Raw genomic sequence first — 18,300 nt, 5'->3', positions numbered from 1 at the left:
GGAAACCGGCGGGAACCTGAGGTTGTCGGGCCACACGGCGAGCCAAACCGGTTTCCAGATTGGCCCAAAACCATTTAAGACGGCCGCGGCGCATGAGCGCCGCCACAACGGGGATTCGGATGACGGGCAGAACCAGCCTCACCATCGTGCTCGCGGCCGGCGAGGGAACGCGGATGCGGTCCTCGACGCCGAAAGTGCTGCATCAGGTCGCCAGCCAGTCGCTGCTGGGCCATGTGCTTGCGGCGGCGCCTCATGGCGCAGGCTCTGCGCTGGCCGTCGTTGTTGGTCCCGATCGTCAGGACGTGGCGGATGAAGCCAGGCGGGTGCGGCCCGACGCCGCAACATTCGTTCAGCACGAGCGTCTCGGCACCGCCCATGCCGTGCTGGCGGCAAAGGACGCCATTGCAAAGGGCGCGGACGATCTGCTGATCGCCTTCGGCGACACGCCGCTGATTTTGGCCGAGACGTTCGAGCGCCTGCGTGCGCCCTTGAAGGCAGGTGCTGCGCTAACCGTGCTCGGCTTTCGTGCGGCCGATCCGACCGGTTATGGCCGGCTGCTGGTCGAAGGCGATCAGCTCGTCGCGATCCGTGAACATGCGGATGCTACAGCGGCCGAACGCGAGGTGGATCTCTGCAATGCCGGCGTGATGGCATTCGCCGGCAAGACCGCGCTCACGATCATCGAGCAGATCGGCACGTCCAACAGCAAGGGCGAATACTATCTCACCGACGCCGTGGAGATCGTGCGCAGCATGGGATTGCGGGCGAGTGTGATCGAGACCAGTGAGGACGAAGTCCGCGGCATCAACACCAAGGCGCAGCTCGCGGAAGCCGAAGCGATCATGCAGGCCCGGTTGCGCAAGGCTGCGCTGGATGCCGGTGTGACCATCGTCGCACCGGAGACCGTGCATCTCGCGGCCGATACGACGTTCGGCAACGACGTCACCATCGAGCAGTATGTGGTGATCGGGCCCGGCGTCAGTATCGCTGACGGCGCTGTCATTCACGCCTTCTCGCATATCGTGCAGGCGGCCATCGGCAAGAAGGCCTCGATCGGTCCTTACGCACGCATCCGGCCGGGAACGTCGGTCGGCGAGGGTGCGCGGATCGGCAACTTCGTTGAAGCCAAGGCGGCCATTCTGGAAGCGGGCGTGAAGGTCAACCACCTGACCTATGTCGGCGACACGCATATCGGCGCCGGCGCCAATATCGGCGCAGGCACCATCACCTGCAATTACGATGGTTTCAACAAGAGCAAGACGATCATCGGTGCCGGTGCCTTTGTCGGTTCGAATTCGTCGCTGGTCGCACCGGTGAAGATCGGTGTCGGCGCTTACATCGGTTCGGGCTCAGTGATCACCCGCGACGTGCCGGACGATGCGCTTGCGGTAGAGCGCAACGAAGTGTCGATGAAGGAAGGCTGGGGCAAGCGCTTCCGCGACAAGAACGCGGCGAACAAGAAGCCGAAGTGAGCGCGCGGTGTTCGCGATGACGTCAGGTCACCGGGGTCTTCAGGTGCCAGCCACGGCGGATCGGACGCTTGGCGACAATTTCTTCCTGCGGCGTATGGGGCTCGGCGACATGCGGTTTCACCGCAATATCACGCTGCGGCGGCGGCCAATGCGCCAGTTTGCTCTGCGACATCTCGACATGTCGCAGCCGTGATCCGGCGATCGATCGGGGGGCTCTGGGGTCTCGCTCCTCCCACATGGACGTCTACTCCGGTCAGGCGTAGATGCTTTCGCAAACACGTTGATGGTTTGTTAAACGCGTCGCGCAAAATGCCCCTACAACCGCGGTAACTTGTCTCAATCGGCAATAATTATTGAGTAACAGTCGATTTGCGATTCTCGCTAAGAGAGTTCCAGTATTTCTGGGCAATTTGATACCACTTGGAGAGATAACCCCGCATGTGCGGCATCGTCGGAATTTTGGGACGCGGTCCGGTTGCTGACCAGATCGTGGACTCGCTGAAGCGCCTCGAATATCGCGGCTACGATTCCGCTGGCGTTGCCACGCTGGAAGGCGCGCATATCGATCGCCGCCGCGCCGAAGGCAAGCTGAAGAATCTCGAAGCCAAGCTCGGCAAGTCGCCGCTCGCAGGTCATATCGGCATCGGTCACACGCGCTGGGCGACGCATGGCAAGCCGACCGAAGCCAATGCGCATCCGCACGCCGCCGAAGGCGTCGCGGTCGTGCACAACGGCATCATCGAGAATTTCCGCGAATTGCGTCTCGAGCTCGAAAAGAGCGGCGCCAAGTTCGCCAGCGAGACCGACACCGAAGTCGTCGCGCACCTCGTCAGTTCCTACCTGCAGAAGGGCTCAACACCGGTCGATGCCGTGAAGCAGGCGCTGCCACGGCTCAAGGGCGCGTTCGCATTGGCTTTCGTGTTCAAGGATCACGACAACCTGATGATCGGCGCCCGCAAGGGCTCGCCGCTTGCAGTCGGCTATGGTGACGGCGAGATGTATCTCGGCTCCGACGCGATTGCGCTGGCGCCGTTCACCGACGACATCAGCTATCTCGAAGACGGCGACTGGGTGGTGCTGACCCGCAAGGGCTGCGAGATCCACGATGAAGCCGGCAAGGTCGTGAAGCGCGACGTGCTGAAATCCGGCGCGTCGGCCTTCATGGTCGATAAGGCCAACTATCGCCACTTCATGGCCAAGGAAATTCACGAGCAACCGGAAGTCGTCGGTCACACGCTGGCGCGTTATGTCGATCTGGCGAACGAGCGCGTTGCGCTGCCGATGACGCTGCCGTTCGACTTCAAGGACATCCAGCGCATTTCGATCACCGCCTGCGGCACTGCGAGCTACGCGGGTTTTATCGCTAAATACTGGTTCGAACGTTTTGCGCGCGTGCCGGTCGAAGTCGATGTCGCCTCCGAATTCCGCTATCGCGAAGCCCCGGTGCGCAAGGGCGATCTGGCGATCTTCATCTCACAGTCCGGCGAGACGGCCGATACGCTGGCAGCGCTGCGTTACGCCAAAGAGCAGGGCATGCACACGCTCGCTGTCGTCAACGTCACGACCTCGACGATCGCGCGCGAGAGCGAGACCGTGATGCCGACACTGGCTGGTCCGGAAATCGGCGTGGCTTCTACCAAGGCTTTCACCTGCCAACTGATGGCGCTTGCGACGCTTGCGATCGCAGCCGGCAAGGCCCGCGGCGAGCTGTCCGACGCCGACGAAGCCAAACTGGTTCACGGTCTCGTCAAGGTCCCCCGTCTGATGACCGACGCGCTGACGCACGAAGCTGCGATCGAGAAGCTGGCGCGCGACATCGCCAAGTCGAAGGACGTGCTCTATCTCGGCCGCGGCACCAGTTATCCGCTGGCACTGGAGGGCGCGCTGAAGCTGAAGGAAATCTCCTACATCCACGCTGAGGGTTACGCGGCCGGCGAACTCAAGCATGGTCCGATCGCGCTGATCGACGAGACCATGCCGGTGGTCGTGATCGCGCCTTATGACCGGGTGTTCGACAAGACCGTGTCGAACATGCAGGAGGTCGCAGCGCGCGGCGGCAACATCATTCTGATGACCGACGCCAAGGGCGCGGAGGAGGCCACCGTGGACTCCATGGTGACCATTGTAATGCCGGACATGGACGCAGCATTCACGCCGCTGGTCTATGCCGTGCCGGTGCAGTTGCTCGCCTATCACACCGCCGTGGTGATGGGCACTGACGTCGACCAGCCCCGCAATCTGGCCAAGTCGGTCACGGTGGAATAGGTCGGCGAAGCGGCAAGATTGTCGCAGGCGGCCGGTTTGGCCGCCTGGCGCCGCCAAGTGGCTTCCCCCGCACTGGCGAAATCCTGCTAGGATACCCATAAGGACTGACGGCGCGGTTTCGCGCGCCGCGCCAGATGGATTTGAAACGCTGATGGAACGCCCCGATTTGCCGTTGACCCCGCCCGTTGGCGACCCGCCGCCCGAGGCGCCGCGCGGCTTCATGGCCCGGATCCGCAACTATTTCCTCACCGGTCTGATCGTTGCCGGTCCGGTCGCGATTACCTTTTACCTGACCTGGTGGTTCGTCACCTGGGTCGATGCGATCGTGCGGCCGCTGGTACCGGAGGCCTATCGGCCCGAACAATATCTGCCTTATGGCATTCCGGGGTCCGGCCTGATCGTCGCTTTCGTGGCGCTGACGCTGCTGGGTTTCCTCACCGCCAACCTGATCGGCCGCTCCCTGGTCGATCTCGGCGAGAACCTGCTCGGCCGCATGCCGGTGGTGCGCGCGATCTATCGCGGGCTGAAGCAGGTGTTCGAGACGCTGTTCTCGGGTTCGGGATCGAGTTTCCGTAAAGTCGGTCTCGTCGAGTTCCCGTCGCCCGGCATGTGGTCGATCGTGCTGATCTCGCAACCACCAAGCACCGAAGTGGCGAAGAGCCTGCCGGGGCAGGAGGAGCACATCTCGGTGTTCCTGCCTTGCGCGCCGAATCCGACGACGGGATTCTTCTTCTATGTGCCGAAGAGCAAGATCATCGACATCGACATGTCCGCCGAGGATGCCGCGACGCTGATCATGTCAGCGGGCGTCGTACAGCCGGGCTCCGATTCGCAGAAGAAGATCGCGGCATTGGCGCAGATGGCAACGGCAGCGGGTATCGCGAATGCTCCGCCAGCGAAGCAGCCAGCACAGGTGGATTGAGGCGCCACGGCTTTGTTGATGGGATGAGCGTCTTCGCGAAACCTATCAATCGATGCCTCGTAACGCTCTCGGTCGTCATGGCCGGACTTGTTCCGGCCGTCCACGCCTTGCTGTGGACGTCGCCAAGGCGTGGATACCCGGCATGCGCCGGGCATGACGGCGTCTGGTTTGAGCGTGCGCGCGTCACGTTATTTCAGATTCAACTGTCAAACAGCCACTGCTCTTCAGACATGCGTCATCACCCCCATTATTTGCGGCGCGGGGGCGCCGTCGTGGTTTGCATTCCCGCCCTCTGTTGAGAGGGCGTGCGGAACGCCGGGTGCCCGTTGCACCCTTGGGCCTGATGCGATGCGGTCTTCCGCAATTGAGAGTGCATCAGGACTTTCGGAGGCGCCGAGCAAGTGCCCGACGTTCCGCCTGCGGTGTTTTTTCGGTTGCCTGCACATCTGCCATGGCGAACGGTCCCATCACCAAAATTAATGTCCCAGGGCGGAGGGACAGGGTAGCCGCAAAGCACTTGGCCGAACGCGTTTCGATTTGGTCGTCCGTCACACTGTCCAGGGCTCTGTCCATCTCAAGGTCGGCCGTGTCCTTGCCAGTGGCAGTGCTGGCGCAGATCCGTCCTGCCCGAAGACAGACGTCCCCCATGAACCGCGTGACGCCGCATCTCCGGCGTCCACCGCATCCCACCCCGCGAACGTGACGATCGCGATCGCCCCTCTCGATGGGGCAGGACGAAGGGGAATATAAACCTGATGGGGATGTTGTCAACGGGAGATAGGAAAAAATGTTTCGGTGCTGTCTTGCCGCCCCACACTGTCATTCCCCGGCAAACCAATTGGTTTGCCTGAGGGCGGCTGCGCGCCTTCGCGCAGGCGAACCCGGAATCCCAGCATGGGAGTCTCTAGTCAGCGCCAAACACTCTGAGATTCCGGGTTCGCACTACGCGGCTGCGCCGCTTCGTGCGCCCCGGAATGACGATGGACACTTTGGGATTTCCGGCGGCTATCCGGCACCGATCAGCGGGATCGCCTCGTCGCGTTCATAGAGATACAGCAAGCACCGCAGCGCCTCGCCGCGCTCGCCTGTCAGTTTCGGATTGTCCTGCAAAATCCGCAGCGCTTCGTCGCGCGCCTGCGTGATCAGCTGTGCATGAACCTCCGACCGCGCGATGCGGAAGCCGGGCATGCCGCTCTGACGCGTTCCTAATACGTCGCCTTCGCCGCGCAGCTTGAGGTCTTCCTCGGCAATGCGAAAACCGTCAGTGGAGTCCTTGATCACCTTGAGGCGCTTGGTGGCGATCTCGCCGAGCGGTTCGCGATAGAGCAGGAGGCATGTGGACGCCTCCGAGCCGCGGCCGATGCGGCCGCGGAGCTGATGGAGTTGCGCGAGGCCGAAACGCTCGGCATTCTCGATCACCATGATGGTGGCGGCGGGTACGTCGACGCCGACTTCGACCACCGTGGTGGCGACAAGGATCTGTGTCTCGCCGGCAGCGAAGCGCGCCATCGCCGCGTCCTTCTCCGCCCCCTTCATCCGGCCATGCACGATGCCAACCTTGTCGCCGAACCGCTGCTGCAGGCTCTCGAAGCGCTCTTCCGCATTGGTGAGTTTCGGCCCGTCCATCTCGGACTCTTCGACCAGCGGCACGATCCAGTAGATCAGCTTGCCGTTGTCCACCGCGCGGCCGATGCCGTCGATGACGTCCTGCAGCCGGCTCGCCGACATGGTGCGGGTCTCGATCGGCTGGCGGCCCGCAGGCTTTTCGCGAAGTTCTGAGATGTCCATGTCGCCAAAGTAAGTCAGCACCAGCGTGCGCGGGATCGGCGTCGCCGACAGCACCAACACATCGACCGCGCTGCCCTTGTTGGTCAGCGTGAGGCGCTCGCGGACACCGAAACGGTGCTGCTCGTCGACGACAGCCAATGCGAGCGCTTTGAATGCGACGTCGTCCTGGATCAGTGCGTGGGTGCCGACGATGAAGTCGATCTCGCCCGCGGCAAGCTGCGCGAGGATATCCTTGCGCTCCCGGCCTTTCTCGCGGCCGGTGAGGATGGCAACGCGCAGGCCCGCGCGTTCGGCCAGCGGCGTGATGGTCTTGATGTGCTGGCGCGCGAGAATTTCCGTCGGCGCCATCAAGGCTGTCTGCTTGCCGACCTCGGCGGCGGCCGCAGCGGCCAGCAGCGCCACGACGGTTTTGCCCGAGCCGACGTCACCCTGCAGCAACCGGAGCATGCGCAGCGGCTTGGTGAGATCATCGGCAATGGCCGCGGTCGCCTGCTGCTGCGATTGCGTCAGCGCATAGGGCAGGGCGTCGATGATCTTGCGGCGGATGTGACCATCGCCGGCATTGCGATCGCCGGCGGGACGACGGAGTTGCGCACGCACCAGCGCCAGCGCCAGTTGGCCGGCGAGCAGTTCATCGAAAGCGAGGCGCGACCAGAACGGCCCTTCCGGAAGGACGTCGGTGATCTCGACCGGCACATGGACGCGCTGCAACGCCTCCGCCAGCGATGGGAACTTGCAGCGCCGGATCACTTCGGGGCTGATCCATTCAGGCAGTGCCGGCAGTTTGGTCAGCGCCTGCGCGATGGCCTTGCGCAGCGAGGTGATCGCAAGGCCCTGCGTCAGCGGATAGACCGCGTCGATGCCCGTGAGCTTGGCGAAGCCTTCCTCGTCGACCACGCGGTCGGGATGGGTGATCTGCAGCATGCCGTCGAACAGCTGCGTCGTGCCGGACACATAACGTTTCTCGCCAACCGGCAGCAGCTTTTCGATCTGTCCGGGATAGGTGCGGAAATAGGTCAGGATCACGGTGCCCGTGTCGTCGTGGGCATAGACCAGATGCGGCGCGCGGGAGCGGCCGGGCGGCGGTTCGCGATGGCGATCGACGGTGACTTCGAGGGTCACCATGGCGCCGATCTCGGCCTCGTTGATCTTCGGCCTGTCGCGGCGGTCGATCACGCTGACCGGCAGATGCAGCAAGAGATCGACGATGCGCGGCGTCTCGACGCGGTCCAGCAGGAAGCGCAGCAGCTTGTCCTGCTTCGGCCCGATGCCGGACATGCTGGTGACCGGGACGAACAGGGGATTGAGCACTTCAGGGCGCATCAGGACGACTCAGGTGGCCAGCACGGCGAGAGAGCTACGGTATTTGCGAGAGTTGGATGCATTTCAAGGCGAAAGCAATGCGTTATGAGGTGCTGACAGGGGCGGAAGCGGAGGCTATATGAGCCTGCCCGGCACGTCCGGGCTTTCTGCGTTTGCGGGCTTTGGGCGGGATGGACAGATGACGGGAACGACACGATCGAGCAACGGCCTGGATGACCGCCGCAAGCGGCTGCTGTTCCGCTGCTGGCACCGCGGCACGCGCGAGATGGATCTCATTCTGGGCCGCTTTGCGGATGCCGAGATCGGCATTCTGGCGGACCTCGAACTCAAGCAGCTTGAAGACCTGATCGGCCTCGAAGACCCCGAGCTTTATCCGGCCTTTGTCGGTGATACCCAATTGGACGAAGAGTACCGCACGCCGCTGTTCGAGCGCATCAAGTTGTTCCGGAATCTGGACAAGCCTCTATGAAATCCCCCGTTGCCTCGCCGGCCGCGCAGCTTGCGCCCGGCCGTGCGCTGACCTTTGCCAATGTCGCCGAGGGTGCCGAAGGCCTGATCGTTGCCGATCTGGCACGCGCGGTTGCGGCCAAGCCGAAGCCGCCGGCGGTGAGCCTCACCGTGATCTGCCGTGACGGGCCGCGGATGCAGCAGCTCGCGCGCTCGCTGGAATTCTTCGCGCCAGATCTACCGGTGCTGCAATTCCCGGCCTGGGACTGCCAGCCCTACGACCGCGTCTCGCCTCATGGCGGCATTCTCGCGCATCGCATGACCACGCTGGCGCGGCTGTCGCGCCTCACCGGCAGCGACAAGCCGATGATCGTGCTGACGACGGTCAACGCCGTCGTCCAGCGCGTGCCGGCCCGCGAGATCGTCGCGGCGCAGGCGCTGTCGGTCGCGCCCGGCCATGTGGTGCCGATGGACTCCATTGTCGCCTGGCTCGAACACAACGGCTACACCCGCTCTGGTACGGTGCGCGAGCCCGGCGAATATGCCGTGCGCGGCGGCATCCTCGATCTGTTTCCGGCGGGCCTGGACCAGCCCGTGCGGTTCGACTTCTTCGGCGACAGTCTGGAATCGATCCGGGCCTTCGATGCCGAGACGCAACGCACGCTGATGGATATGCGCGCGCTGGATCTGGTGCCGGTGTCGGAATTCCAGCTCATCACCGAAACCATCCGCCGCTTCCGCATGGGCTATGTCGCGCAATTCGGCGCGCCGGAGCGCGACGACCAACTCTATGAAGCGGTCAGCGAAGGCCGCCGTCATCCCGGCATGGAGCACTGGCTGCCGCTGTTCCAGGACCGGATGGACACGCTGTTCGATTATCTGCCGGGCACGCCGGTCGCCATCGAGCCGCAGGGCGAAGATGCAGCGACCGAACGCTTCAAGCAGATCGGCGATTATTACGAGGCGCGCCGCGAGGTGATGGGCACGCCGGGCAGCGGCGCGATCTACAAGCCGCTGCCGCCGGACCGGCTCTATCTGACCGACAGCGAGTGGCACAAACGGCTGGATGATCTCGCAATGGCGCGGTTGTCGCCGTTCGCCGTGCCGGACGGCACGCCGGGCGTGGTCGACGCGGGCGCACGGGCAGGCCGCAATTTCGCGCCGGAGCGCGCCGACGCCAATGTGAATGTGTTCGAGCGCGTGGTAGCTCATATCCAGGCGCTGCAGGCGGAGCGCAAGAAGGTCGTTGTCGCGCTGTGGAGCGAAGGCTCGCGCGACCGCATGGCGAGCATGTTGAAGGATCACAAGCTGCTGAACCAGCAGATGGTGAATTCCTGGCGCGCGGTGCAGGCGACGCCGCGCAACGAAACCATGCTGGCCGTGGTCGGCATGGAATCCGGTTTCGAGACCGACCAGATCGCCGTCATCAGCGAACAGGACATCCTCGGCGACCGTCTGGTGCGGCCGCGCAAGGCGAGCCGCAAGCTCGACAACTTCATCTCGGAAGTCACGAGTCTCGCTGCCGGCGACATCGTCGTCCATGTGGAACACGGCATCGGCCGTTTCGTCGGGCTGCAGACGTTGCAGGTCGGCGGCGCGCCGCATGATTGTCTCGAATTGCGCTATGCCAACGAGACCAAGCTGTTTCTCCCCGTCGAGAATATCGAACTGCTGTCGCGCTACGGCTCCGACGCGGCCAATGTCGAACTCGACAAGCTCGGCGGTTCCGGCTGGCAGGCACGCAAGGCCAAGCTCAAGAACCGCATTCAGGAAATTGCCGGCGAGCTCATCAAGATCGCGGCTGAGCGGCATCTGCGCGAGACCGAGCGGATCGTCGTCCCGCGCGAGCAGTATGACGAGTTCTGCGCGCGCTTTCCCTATGAGGAAACCGAGGACCAGCAGACCGCGATCAACGCCGCGCTACACGATCTCGAACATGGCAAGCCCATGGATCGCCTGATCTGCGGCGATGTCGGCTTCGGCAAAACGGAAGTGGCCATGCGCGCCACCTTCGCCGTCGCCATGGAAGGCAAGCAGGTCGCCATCGTGGTGCCGACCACGCTGCTGGCGCGCCAGCACGCCAAGAACTTCACGGAGCGCTTCAAGGGCTTTCCGGTGAATGTCGCGCAGGCCTCAAGGCTGGTCGCGCCGAAAGAACTGACGGCGACCAAGAAGGGCCTTGCGGATGGCTCCATCGACATCGTCGTCGGCACCCATGCGCTGCTCGGCAAGTCGATCAAGTTCAAGGACCTCGGCCTCGTCGTGGTTGACGAGGAGCAGCACTTCGGCGTGACGCATAAGGAACGGCTGAAGCAGCTCCGCGCCAATGTCCATGTGCTGACGCTGTCGGCCACGCCGATCCCGCGCACGCTGCAGCTCGCTCTCACTGGCGTGCGCGATCTATCGATCATCGCCTCGGCGCCGGTCGATCGTCTCGCCGTGCGGACCTTCGTGGCGCCGCATGATCCCTTGATGATCCGCGAAGCGCTGCTGCGCGAGCGTTATCGCGGCGGTCAGGCGTTCTATGTCGTGCCGCGGATCGACGACCTCGCCGAGGTGAAGGACTTCCTCGACAAGCATGTGCCTGAGATGAAGGTCGCTGTGGCCCATGGCCAGATGGCGCCGACGGTTATCGAGGACATCATGTCGGCGTTCTATGACGGCAAATACGACATCCTGCTGTCCACCACGATCGTGGAGTCAGGGCTGGATATTCCCAACGCCAACACGCTGATCATCCACCGCGCCGACATGTTCGGCCTGGCGCAGCTCTATCAGCTGCGTGGCCGTGTCGGCCGCTCCAAGCTGCGCGCTTATGCGCTGTTCACGCTGCCGTCGACGCACAAGATCACCGGCCAGGCGGAACGCCGTTTGAAAGTGCTGCAGTCGCTGGAGAACCTCGGCGCCGGCTTCCAGCTCGCCTCGCACGATCTGGATATCCGCGGCGCCGGCAATCTGCTCGGCGAAGAACAGTCCGGCCACATCAAGGAAGTCGGTTTCGAGCTGTATCAGTCGATGCTGGAAGAGGCGATCCTGGCGCTCAAGTCGGGTATTTCCGAGCCGGTTGCCGACAGGTGGTCGCCGACCATCACGCTCGGCATGCCGGTGATGATCCCCGACGACTTCGTCGCCGATCTTGCGGTGCGGCTGTCGCTGTATCGCCGGCTTGCCGATCTCGAAACCGATGACGAGATCGCTGCCTTCGCCGCCGAACTGCGCGACCGTTTCGGCGTGCTGCCGGATGAGGTGCGCTATCTGTTCAAGATCGCGGCCATCAAGGCCTATTGCCGCCGCGCCAATGTCGAGAAGGTCGATGCCGGTCCGAAGGGCGTTGTCATCTCGTTCCGCGACAACTCGTTCGCGCAGCCGGACAGGCTGGTATTCTTCATCAAGCAGTATGGCCAGGCCGCGAAGGTGCGCCCGGATATGAAGGTGGTGTTCCTGCAGGATTGGGGAACGCCGGAAGAACGTCTCGAAGGCGCAACAGAGATCCTGCGCGCGCTGGCGGGGCTCGCGGAGAGCAAGAAGGCGGCTTAGGCGCTTTCGCTCCGTCCTCATCCTGAGGAGCAGCGCCGAACACGCATCCTTCGAGACGCCGCCAAAGTGCGGCTCCTCAGGATGAGGACAGAGCATGCCGCAAAACAAGACAGCCGCCGGCATTGCTGCCGACGGCCGTTCGTTGAACTACGCGATGCTTACTTCGGGTACTTGAATTCCGGAGCGGCCTTCAAGGCCTCCTTGGTGGTGTTCATCGACGCCACCCACTTGTTGTCCTTGTTCAGGCTCACCTTCACCGACGCGGGCGAGACTGCGACGTAGTGTTCGCCCATGCCGAGGAAGCCACCGACTGACAGGATCAGCGCGTCGACCTGGTTGTTCTTGATTGCGAGATCGCTGATCTCGCCGATCGTCTCATCCTTCTGGTTGGTGATGTTCAGGCCCTTGAGCTTGGACGAGAACATCTCCTCCTTGGAGACGGTCGAGAACTTTGCCTCGGCGGGCGCAGCCCCCGTCGTGACTGTCGACTGCGCGAGAACCGGCGTGGCGAGAAGGGCGAGGGAAGCGGTGATCAGTGCAAGCTTTTTCATTATCGTTGTCTCCATTGCAGATGCACCTACAATGCGACGTTCGATACTTCGTTCCTGATTTTATTTCTGGAACTTATGACGCTGCGCGTTGCGCGTCCTCGCCATGCAAGCGCGCCAGCAGCGACTTCGCGGTATCCGTTGGCTCCATCGTGATCACGGTGACATGGGGATCGTTGCGCGCATCGCGCTTGGGTCCGTGCATGGTGTGCTTCATCACGCTGGAGAGCCGCCTGGCGATCATATGGGCGTTGCGCTGGTCGGTTTCGGCGAAGGCGACCACGATCGAGCCGTCACTCTGCAGCGTGCCGAAGTCCATCCGCCGCATCAGCCGGCTGATGATCCGCGCAGCGTCGCGCTGCGCACGCAGCGGGATATTGTCGAATGAGAACCGGGCCATCGACAATCCGCCGCCGCGGGTTTGCGTGTGATAGACGGCGGTCGCGATGTCGCGTTCGAAGGCTGCTGTCGTCAGCAGGCCGGTGGCGGGATCGAGCAGCCCGTCGGATTCGATCGATTTCAAGGTGCGGCCGAGACGCGCCTCGAAGGCGTGTTGGCGCAGCAGCGGCAGCGCCGTGGCCGCGACGGTGTCGGCGTCTCCGACGACCATTTCGAGATTGGCGAGATCGTAGCTTGGCGTCAGGCCGGGCACGGTGACGACAACGGGCAGATTGCGGAAGCGTGCGTCCTCGGTGAGGACAGTGAGAAACGCGTCAACGACGCGTGTGCTGAAGCCTTCGCCGATGACGATACCATCGAGGTCGCGCGCATTGAGGTGCTTGGCGGCAGCCTCGATGCTGAGCGCGCCGACCACGCCGACGCGTTCGCCGAGCGCAACCGACAGCGCGGCATAACCACCGCCGCGGCCGATCAGCATCACCGTCGCATCGTCCAGCGGGTCCGACTGCAGGGACATGCGATGCAGGTTTTCGGCGGTCAGGCGTCGCATGACCGTGGCGTGCAGCGTGCGCACACGCAGCGCGTTGCGCAGTCGCGCGCTGAGTCGATCGAAATTGCCGTCGGTCTGCGTGAGCGGGATCGCATGGCCGGGCAAGTCCGTGGCGGGATCGATCGCGATCAGCGGCACATAAGGTTGCTTGGCGCCAAGGCGCTTCGCCAGCGCCTGGAAGGTCGGCATGTCGTCAGCGGAAGCCGACACCACGACGGCGGCCGGCTGTACCCGCGCCACCGCATCCAGTGCCTCGGCCCATGTCGCATCGACAACCGGGAAGATGTTGCTCTCCGCCAGGGCTGTCGCAAACGCGGCCGGCTGCTGGTTGGAGACGGCGACGATCGTGGCCTGGTCGGACATGCTTGAGCTGAACCTCTACGCGAAACTGATCGCGGCAGGCTAGCCCGACGTCCTTAATGCAGAGTCAATGAGATCGCTCGCATTTTCAGGATCGCTTTCGCTCGCTCAGTCGGCTGCGGCACGGTCGCGGAAGGCTTCGACCATCAGCGGATTGAGGCCGAGTTCCGTCAGAGCGTCGCGGGCGCGGCCGTTATTGCTGGCGCGGCCGGCGAGGCGGTAGCCGCTGAGCCGATCGGGGAGCGCGGTAAGCATCGCGTTCTCGCCGAGCCGCTTGGCCCATTCGTTGAGGTCCTGCGCCAGAAAGCGATAGCCGCCGACGGCCATGATGCCCGAGGGCGGAGCGGTGATATTGATCGCGCCCGTCGCGCGGTCGAGCCGGGCCATATAGCCGGTATCGACATAATCGAGCGGCTGGGCGGGGATCAGCGCGTTGCTGGCGTCGGCCTGGGCCGTATAGGCCAGCACCGGTACCATCGGGCCGCGGAGGCCCAGCGTGCCCCTGGGCGTCAGCATGATGTCGCCGGCAATGGAGGAGCCTTGCTGGGCGCGCGGCGCGCCGTGCGGGCCCGGCATGATGGCGACGGGCAAGCCGTCGTCGCCGCGGACGGCGCCGAACAGGCCAGCTTCGCCGAACAGATAGACGTCGGTGAACGAGGCCTGCGAGCCGGGCCACGCCGGCGAAGCCGCGACCTGTTCAGGCGCGCGCCAGAGGCCGAGCACGTAGCGCAGCACGGGCGAACGATCCAGCAATCCGCCTTCGGCGAGACGCTGCGCCAGCGGCGCGGGCGCCACCAGCACGTCGCAGGCATTGGCAGCGATGCTACGTTCCAGCACCGCATTGTCGAACGGATGATGCAAAGCGAGCACGCCACCGGACAGCAGCCAGGTCACCAGCGACGAGGCGATACTGGCGAAAGACGACGGCACCATCGCCGACATGATCGTGGCGCCCTGTGGCATGCCGCTTTCCAGGAAGACGGCGAGGCCACCGGAGATCAGGTTGAGATGCGTGCGCGGCACTGCGCGGAAGCCATCGGAGGTGACATCGAAGGAGACGATAGCCGCGCGGCGGGCGTCCTGCGTCACCGGCGTGGGCTCGGCGAATTCGCCGGTCAATACGGCGTCGAGCGGGGTCATGCCTTCCGGCAGATCGCTGCCGAAGCCGCCGACATAGCGGATCGAGAAGGCCTCGGCCGCAGCGTTCATGATCAGGTCGGCATGGCTGACGCCATCGATCTTGCTCGACGTCACCAGCGCCCGCGCGCTGCAGCGATTCAGGGCCATGGTCAGGTCGGCCTGGCGCCAGAGCTGCGGCAGCAGCGCGACGACGAGGCCGGCGCGGTGCGCAGCCAGCACGGTCAGCACGAATTCGACGGTGTTCGGCAGCTGGACGGCGATGACCGAATTGGCGGGGAGGCCGGCCTCCATGAAATGCGCCGTCAGCGCCGAGATCGCGCGATCGGCATCCGCAAAGGTCAGCCGCTGCGGTTCCGTTGCGGTGACGCGCAGCTTGTCGGCGGGATCGACCAGCGCCAGCGCCTGCGGCTGCCGGCTGAGGATGCGGCGAAACAGACCGTCGAGGGTGGGCGAGGCGTTCGGTGTGGGTGTGGTCACGGTGTCACTTCCGGTTCGGCGGCGAAGCTGGCAGCGTTCTGGCCCACCAGGTCTCCGGCAAATAGCCTGAGAGTGCGATGGTCGAAGGTCGTTCTATCCGATTCCATCGCGCAATCCATTGCTCGCCGACATAGTAGAGCGGGATAGCGTAGAAACCGGCGATCAGCGCACGGTCCATGGCGCGGACGGCATCGACGAAGGGACCGTGGTCGCGGGCCTCCAGCATGGTGTAGATCATGGCATCGACGGCGGGGTTCTTCGCGCCCATATAGTTGCGGGTGCCGGGATTGTCGGCGGCTTCCGAGCCCCAGTAGAACGACTGCTCGTTGCCCGGCGACAGCGACTGGTCCCAGCGATTCTGGATCATGTCGAATTCGAAATTGATGCGGCGCTGGTCGAACTGCACGGCATCGATGGAGCGGATATTGGCAATGATGCCGGCGCGCTTGAGATCGCGTGCATAGGCCAGCGCGATGCGTTCCTGATCGCGGGTGGTGACGAGGATCTCGAAGGCGAGGGGCGTTTTGTCCGACTGCCGCCGCAGCACGTTGTTATCGAGCACGTAGCCGGCATCCTTCAGCAGTGCCAGCGCAGTTCGCAGCGCGGGACGGTCACGGCCCGAACCATCGCTGACCGGCAGGCGGTAGCTGCCATCCAGAATGTTGGCCGCGATGCTTGCGCCATAGGGCTGCAGCAGCGTTCGTTCGCGATCATCCGCTGAGCGCATGTAGGCCGAGAGGTCTGAGCCCGCGAAGAAGCCTGCCGAACGGGCATAGAGGCCGAAGAAGTAGGTGCGGTTGATCCACTCGAAATCGAACAGCAGCGTCAGCGCCTGACGTACGCGAATATCTGCGAACATCGGTCGCCGCGTGTTGAACACCAGAAATTCCGACGGCTTCGGCAGGCCGGTCTTGATGCTGTCGCGGATCACTTCGCCGGACGTGGCGGCGGGGAATGTGTAGCCGTCGTGCCAGCGCAGCGGTTCGTTCTCGACGCGGAAGTCGTAGAGGCCGCGCTTGAAGGCTTCGAAATGGGTGTTGGCCTCGCGATAGTAGTCGAGGCGGATCTCGTCGAAATTCCACAGCCCGCGATTGATCGGCAGATCGCGGCCCCAATAAGCGGGATTGCGGGTGAGGGTCACCGCCGCGCCGGGTTTCACGGCCGTCACCGTATATGGCCCGGAGCCCAGCGGCGGCGCCATCGAGGTTTCCTCGAACGTGTCGGGATTGACGGCGTGTTTCGGCAGCACCGGCATCAGGCCGAGGATCAGCGGCAATTCGCGATCCGCCTGGCCGCCGAAGTCGAAGCGCACCGTGCGCTCATCCAGCGCCTCGGCCTTGGCGACTTTCGAATAATACTGCCGGTGATTGGGCCGGCCCTTGTCGCGCAGTAACTGCCAGGAGAACAGCACGTCTGCAGCCAGAACGGGCTTGCCATCGGAGAATTTGGCCTGGGGATTGATCCGGAAGGTGACGAAGCTTCTAGCGTCATCAGTCTCGACGCTCTCGGCGAGCAGGCCGTAAAGCGTGAAGGCCTCATCCTGGCCGCGGGCCATCAGGCTTTCGATCACATAGCCGCGCATCTGCGGCACCGCGATGCCCCGGACGATGAAGGGATTGAGGCTGTCGAAGGTGCCGAGAACGCCCTGGACCATGCGGCCGCCTTTCGGCGCGTCGGGATTGGCATAGGGCATCTGCCTGAAATCGGGTGGCAGGGCCGGGGCGCCGTGCATGGCGATCGCGTGGCTGGGATCGGCCTGTGCGGAATCCACCACTGGGCCAGCCAGAGCCGTCCAGCAGGCCAGCGCCGCGATCACCTTGGACAGGGTCGAGAGACCCTGTGCATGTGTGCGATTTGATTCGGTTGATTTCACAGAGGAACTTTACCATGGCTGCCCGCCCCGAACCTGTGCCGTGCATCAAATAGGGCTGGCGCCATTGATCTTTTCGTCGGCCGCTGTATTGAAAGCGGACAATTGACGAGGACGGCGCGGCCTGTCACGTAACGGCCTTAATTGGCACCGAGACACCCGCCAACGGGTGACTGTCAGCGCCGCCTCCGGGATATGAGCGCCTCCGTTCAGAAAGGGTTTTCCGAAATGAATTTCCGTCTCTTGGCTGCGTCGGTTCTGCCGCGCGGGCGGGGCTTCGCGCTTCTGGCGGCGACGGCCTTGACCGCCACGATGATCGCTCCGGTTGCGTATGCGCAGGTTCCTGCGCCTGCTGCGCCGCCGGCCGCGGCGCCGAAGGCTGCTGCGCCTGCGCCCAAGGCCGCGCCGAAAGCTGCACCGAAGGCTGCTGCTCCGGCTGCTCCCGCCGCCCAGGCGCCGGCCGCAGGCGCGCCGCCGGCCGATCAGCAGGTTCAGCTGATCTACGCGCCCTGGACCAAGTTCTGCCTCAAGGGCCAGGACGCCAACGCGAAGCAGGTCTGCTTCACCGGCAAGGACGGCCGCATCGAGTCGGGCCAGCCCGTCATCGCCGCCGTCATCATCGAGCCGGAAGGCGAACCGAAGAAGATCCTGCGCGTGACGCTGCCGCTCGGCATGCAGCTCGTGCACGGCACCCGCGTGATCGTGGACAGCAATGCCCCGGCGCAGAGCCCCTATGTGATCTGCTTCGCCAATGGCTGTATGTCGGATTACGAAGTCACTCCGGAGCTCCTGGCCAATCTGAAGAAGGGCCAGAACCTGATCGTGCAGGCGATCAACTCCAACGGCGCACCGCTGACGCTGCCGCTGCCGCTGGCCGAATTCGCCAAGGCCTATGACGGTCCGCCGACCGATCCGAAGGTGTTCGAAGAAACCCAGAAGAAGCTGCAGGAAGAGCTGCAGAAGCGCGCAGCGGAAGCCCGCGCCAAGCTCGAAGCCCAGCAGCCGGCAGCTGGTGCAGCACCGGCGGCCCCGGCCAATCCGGCCGCGAAGTAAGCTGGTTCAACAGACAAACGAAAAGGCGCTCAGAAATGAGCGCCTTTTTTGTTGGGTTGAGGTGTTGACCCATCCACGTCATTGCGAGCGCAGCGAAGCAATTCAGCAAGCCAAAAGCTGGATTGCTTCGTCGCAAGTGCTCCTCGCAA

General features: G+C 64.0%; 12 protein-coding genes. 6 read left to right on the top strand and 6 right to left on the bottom strand.

Annotated elements, in window-relative coordinates:
- The first annotated feature begins 119 nt into the window (after positions 1-119).
- Positions 120-1,472, top strand: coding sequence for a bifunctional UDP-N-acetylglucosamine diphosphorylase/glucosamine-1-phosphate N-acetyltransferase GlmU (gene glmU, locus AB8A23_RS21085; protein WP_439058329.1), 1,353 nt, complete (start codon positions 120-122; stop codon positions 1,470-1,472).
- 22 nt (positions 1,473-1,494) lie between these two features.
- On the opposite strand, the gene AB8A23_RS21080 is transcribed toward glmU, so the two are convergent.
- The gene (locus tag AB8A23_RS21080) at positions 1,495-1,644 is read right to left on the bottom strand and encodes a hypothetical protein (protein WP_158550328.1); all 150 of its coding nucleotides are present in this window, start codon (positions 1,642-1,644) and stop codon (positions 1,495-1,497) included.
- Between the two features lie 266 nt (positions 1,645-1,910).
- Here AB8A23_RS21080 and glmS point away from each other — a divergent pair, with 266 nt between their 5' ends.
- Positions 1,911-3,737, top strand: coding sequence for a glutamine--fructose-6-phosphate transaminase (isomerizing) (gene glmS, locus AB8A23_RS21075; RefSeq protein WP_439058330.1), 1,827 nt, complete (start codon positions 1,911-1,913; stop codon positions 3,735-3,737).
- Between the two features lie 148 nt (positions 3,738-3,885).
- Positions 3,886-4,659 (top strand): DUF502 domain-containing protein, encoded by a 774-nt coding sequence (locus AB8A23_RS21070; protein WP_374725664.1) that lies wholly within the window; start codon positions 3,886-3,888, stop codon positions 4,657-4,659.
- Between the two features lie 1,005 nt (positions 4,660-5,664).
- Here AB8A23_RS21070 and recG read toward each other — a convergent pair.
- On the bottom strand, positions 5,665-7,770 hold the full coding sequence (gene recG, locus AB8A23_RS21065; protein ID WP_439058331.1) for an ATP-dependent DNA helicase RecG: 2,106 nt from the start codon (positions 7,768-7,770) through the stop codon (positions 5,665-5,667).
- Between the two features lie 178 nt (positions 7,771-7,948).
- Here recG and AB8A23_RS21060 point away from each other — a divergent pair, with 178 nt between their 5' ends.
- Together AB8A23_RS21060 and mfd are read left to right on the top strand one after the other, a co-directional pair.
- Positions 7,949-8,239, top strand: coding sequence for a succinate dehydrogenase assembly factor 2 (locus tag AB8A23_RS21060; protein ID WP_439060483.1), 291 nt, complete (start codon positions 7,949-7,951; stop codon positions 8,237-8,239).
- Positions 8,236-11,754, top strand: a complete 3,519-nt coding sequence (gene mfd, locus AB8A23_RS21055; RefSeq protein ID WP_439058332.1) for a transcription-repair coupling factor — start codon at positions 8,236-8,238, stop codon at positions 11,752-11,754. Before AB8A23_RS21060 ends, mfd begins: the two co-directional genes overlap by 4 nt.
- Before the next feature lie 158 nt (positions 11,755-11,912).
- Here mfd and AB8A23_RS21050 read toward each other — a convergent pair whose 3' ends face one another.
- The 4 genes from AB8A23_RS21050 to AB8A23_RS21035 form a co-directional block, all read right to left on the bottom strand.
- Positions 11,913-12,305, bottom strand: coding sequence for a PRC-barrel domain-containing protein (locus tag AB8A23_RS21050; RefSeq protein ID WP_093758623.1), 393 nt, complete (start codon positions 12,303-12,305; stop codon positions 11,913-11,915).
- A 73-nt stretch (positions 12,306-12,378) separates the two neighbouring features.
- Positions 12,379-13,614 (bottom strand): GGDEF domain-containing protein, encoded by a 1,236-nt coding sequence (locus tag AB8A23_RS21045; protein ID WP_439058333.1) that lies wholly within the window; start codon positions 13,612-13,614, stop codon positions 12,379-12,381.
- A gap of 105 nt (positions 13,615-13,719) precedes the next feature.
- Positions 13,720-15,228 carry an AMP-binding protein gene (locus AB8A23_RS21040; RefSeq protein WP_439058334.1) on the bottom strand — a complete coding sequence of 503 codons (1,509 nt, stop codon included), beginning with the start codon at positions 15,226-15,228 and terminating at the stop codon, positions 13,720-13,722.
- A 4-nt stretch (positions 15,229-15,232) separates the two neighbouring features.
- The gene (locus AB8A23_RS21035) at positions 15,233-16,960 is read right to left on the bottom strand and encodes an extracellular solute-binding protein (RefSeq protein WP_439060484.1); all 1,728 of its coding nucleotides are present in this window, start codon (positions 16,958-16,960) and stop codon (positions 15,233-15,235) included.
- A gap of 366 nt (positions 16,961-17,326) precedes the next feature.
- On the opposite strand from AB8A23_RS21035, the gene AB8A23_RS21030 reads away from it, so the two are divergent.
- Complete coding sequence (locus tag AB8A23_RS21030) at positions 17,327-18,151, top strand: invasion associated locus B family protein (protein ID WP_439058335.1); 825 nt, start codon at positions 17,327-17,329, stop codon at positions 18,149-18,151.
- Positions 18,152-18,300: the final 149 nt, after the last annotated feature.

It is taken from the genome of Tardiphaga sp. 619_E2_N8_4, assembly GCF_051810905.1.
Lineage (GTDB): Bacteria > Pseudomonadota > Alphaproteobacteria > Rhizobiales > Xanthobacteraceae > Tardiphaga > Tardiphaga robiniae.
Note: the sequence above shows the minus strand (reverse complement) of the source record. Positions and strands in the feature narration are given on the sequence as shown.

What these genes read in the sequence shown, in the direction of transcription:
- AB8A23_RS21035 (WP_439060484.1), bottom strand. Translation starts at nt 16,960, where the DNA reads ATGCACGGCGCCCCGGCCCTGCCACCCGATTTCAGGCAGATGCCCTAT.
- glmU (WP_439058329.1), top strand. Translation starts at nt 120, where the DNA reads ATGACGGGCAGAACCAGCCTCACCATCGTGCTCGCGGCCGGCGAGGGA.
- AB8A23_RS21060 (WP_439060483.1), top strand. Translation starts at nt 7,949, where the DNA reads ATGACGGGAACGACACGATCGAGCAACGGCCTGGATGACCGCCGCAAG.
- glmS (WP_439058330.1), top strand. Translation starts at nt 1,911, where the DNA reads ATGTGCGGCATCGTCGGAATTTTGGGACGCGGTCCGGTTGCTGACCAG.
- AB8A23_RS21080 (WP_158550328.1), bottom strand. Translation starts at nt 1,644, where the DNA reads ATGTCGCAGAGCAAACTGGCGCATTGGCCGCCGCCGCAGCGTGATATT.
- recG (WP_439058331.1), bottom strand. Translation starts at nt 7,770, where the DNA reads ATGCGCCCTGAAGTGCTCAATCCCCTGTTCGTCCCGGTCACCAGCATG.
- AB8A23_RS21050 (WP_093758623.1), bottom strand. Translation starts at nt 12,305, where the DNA reads ATGAAAAAGCTTGCACTGATCACCGCTTCCCTCGCCCTTCTCGCCACG.
- AB8A23_RS21030 (WP_439058335.1), top strand. Translation starts at nt 17,327, where the DNA reads ATGAATTTCCGTCTCTTGGCTGCGTCGGTTCTGCCGCGCGGGCGGGGC.
- mfd (WP_439058332.1), top strand. Translation starts at nt 8,236, where the DNA reads ATGAAATCCCCCGTTGCCTCGCCGGCCGCGCAGCTTGCGCCCGGCCGT.
- AB8A23_RS21045 (WP_439058333.1), bottom strand. Translation starts at nt 13,614, where the DNA reads ATGTCCGACCAGGCCACGATCGTCGCCGTCTCCAACCAGCAGCCGGCC.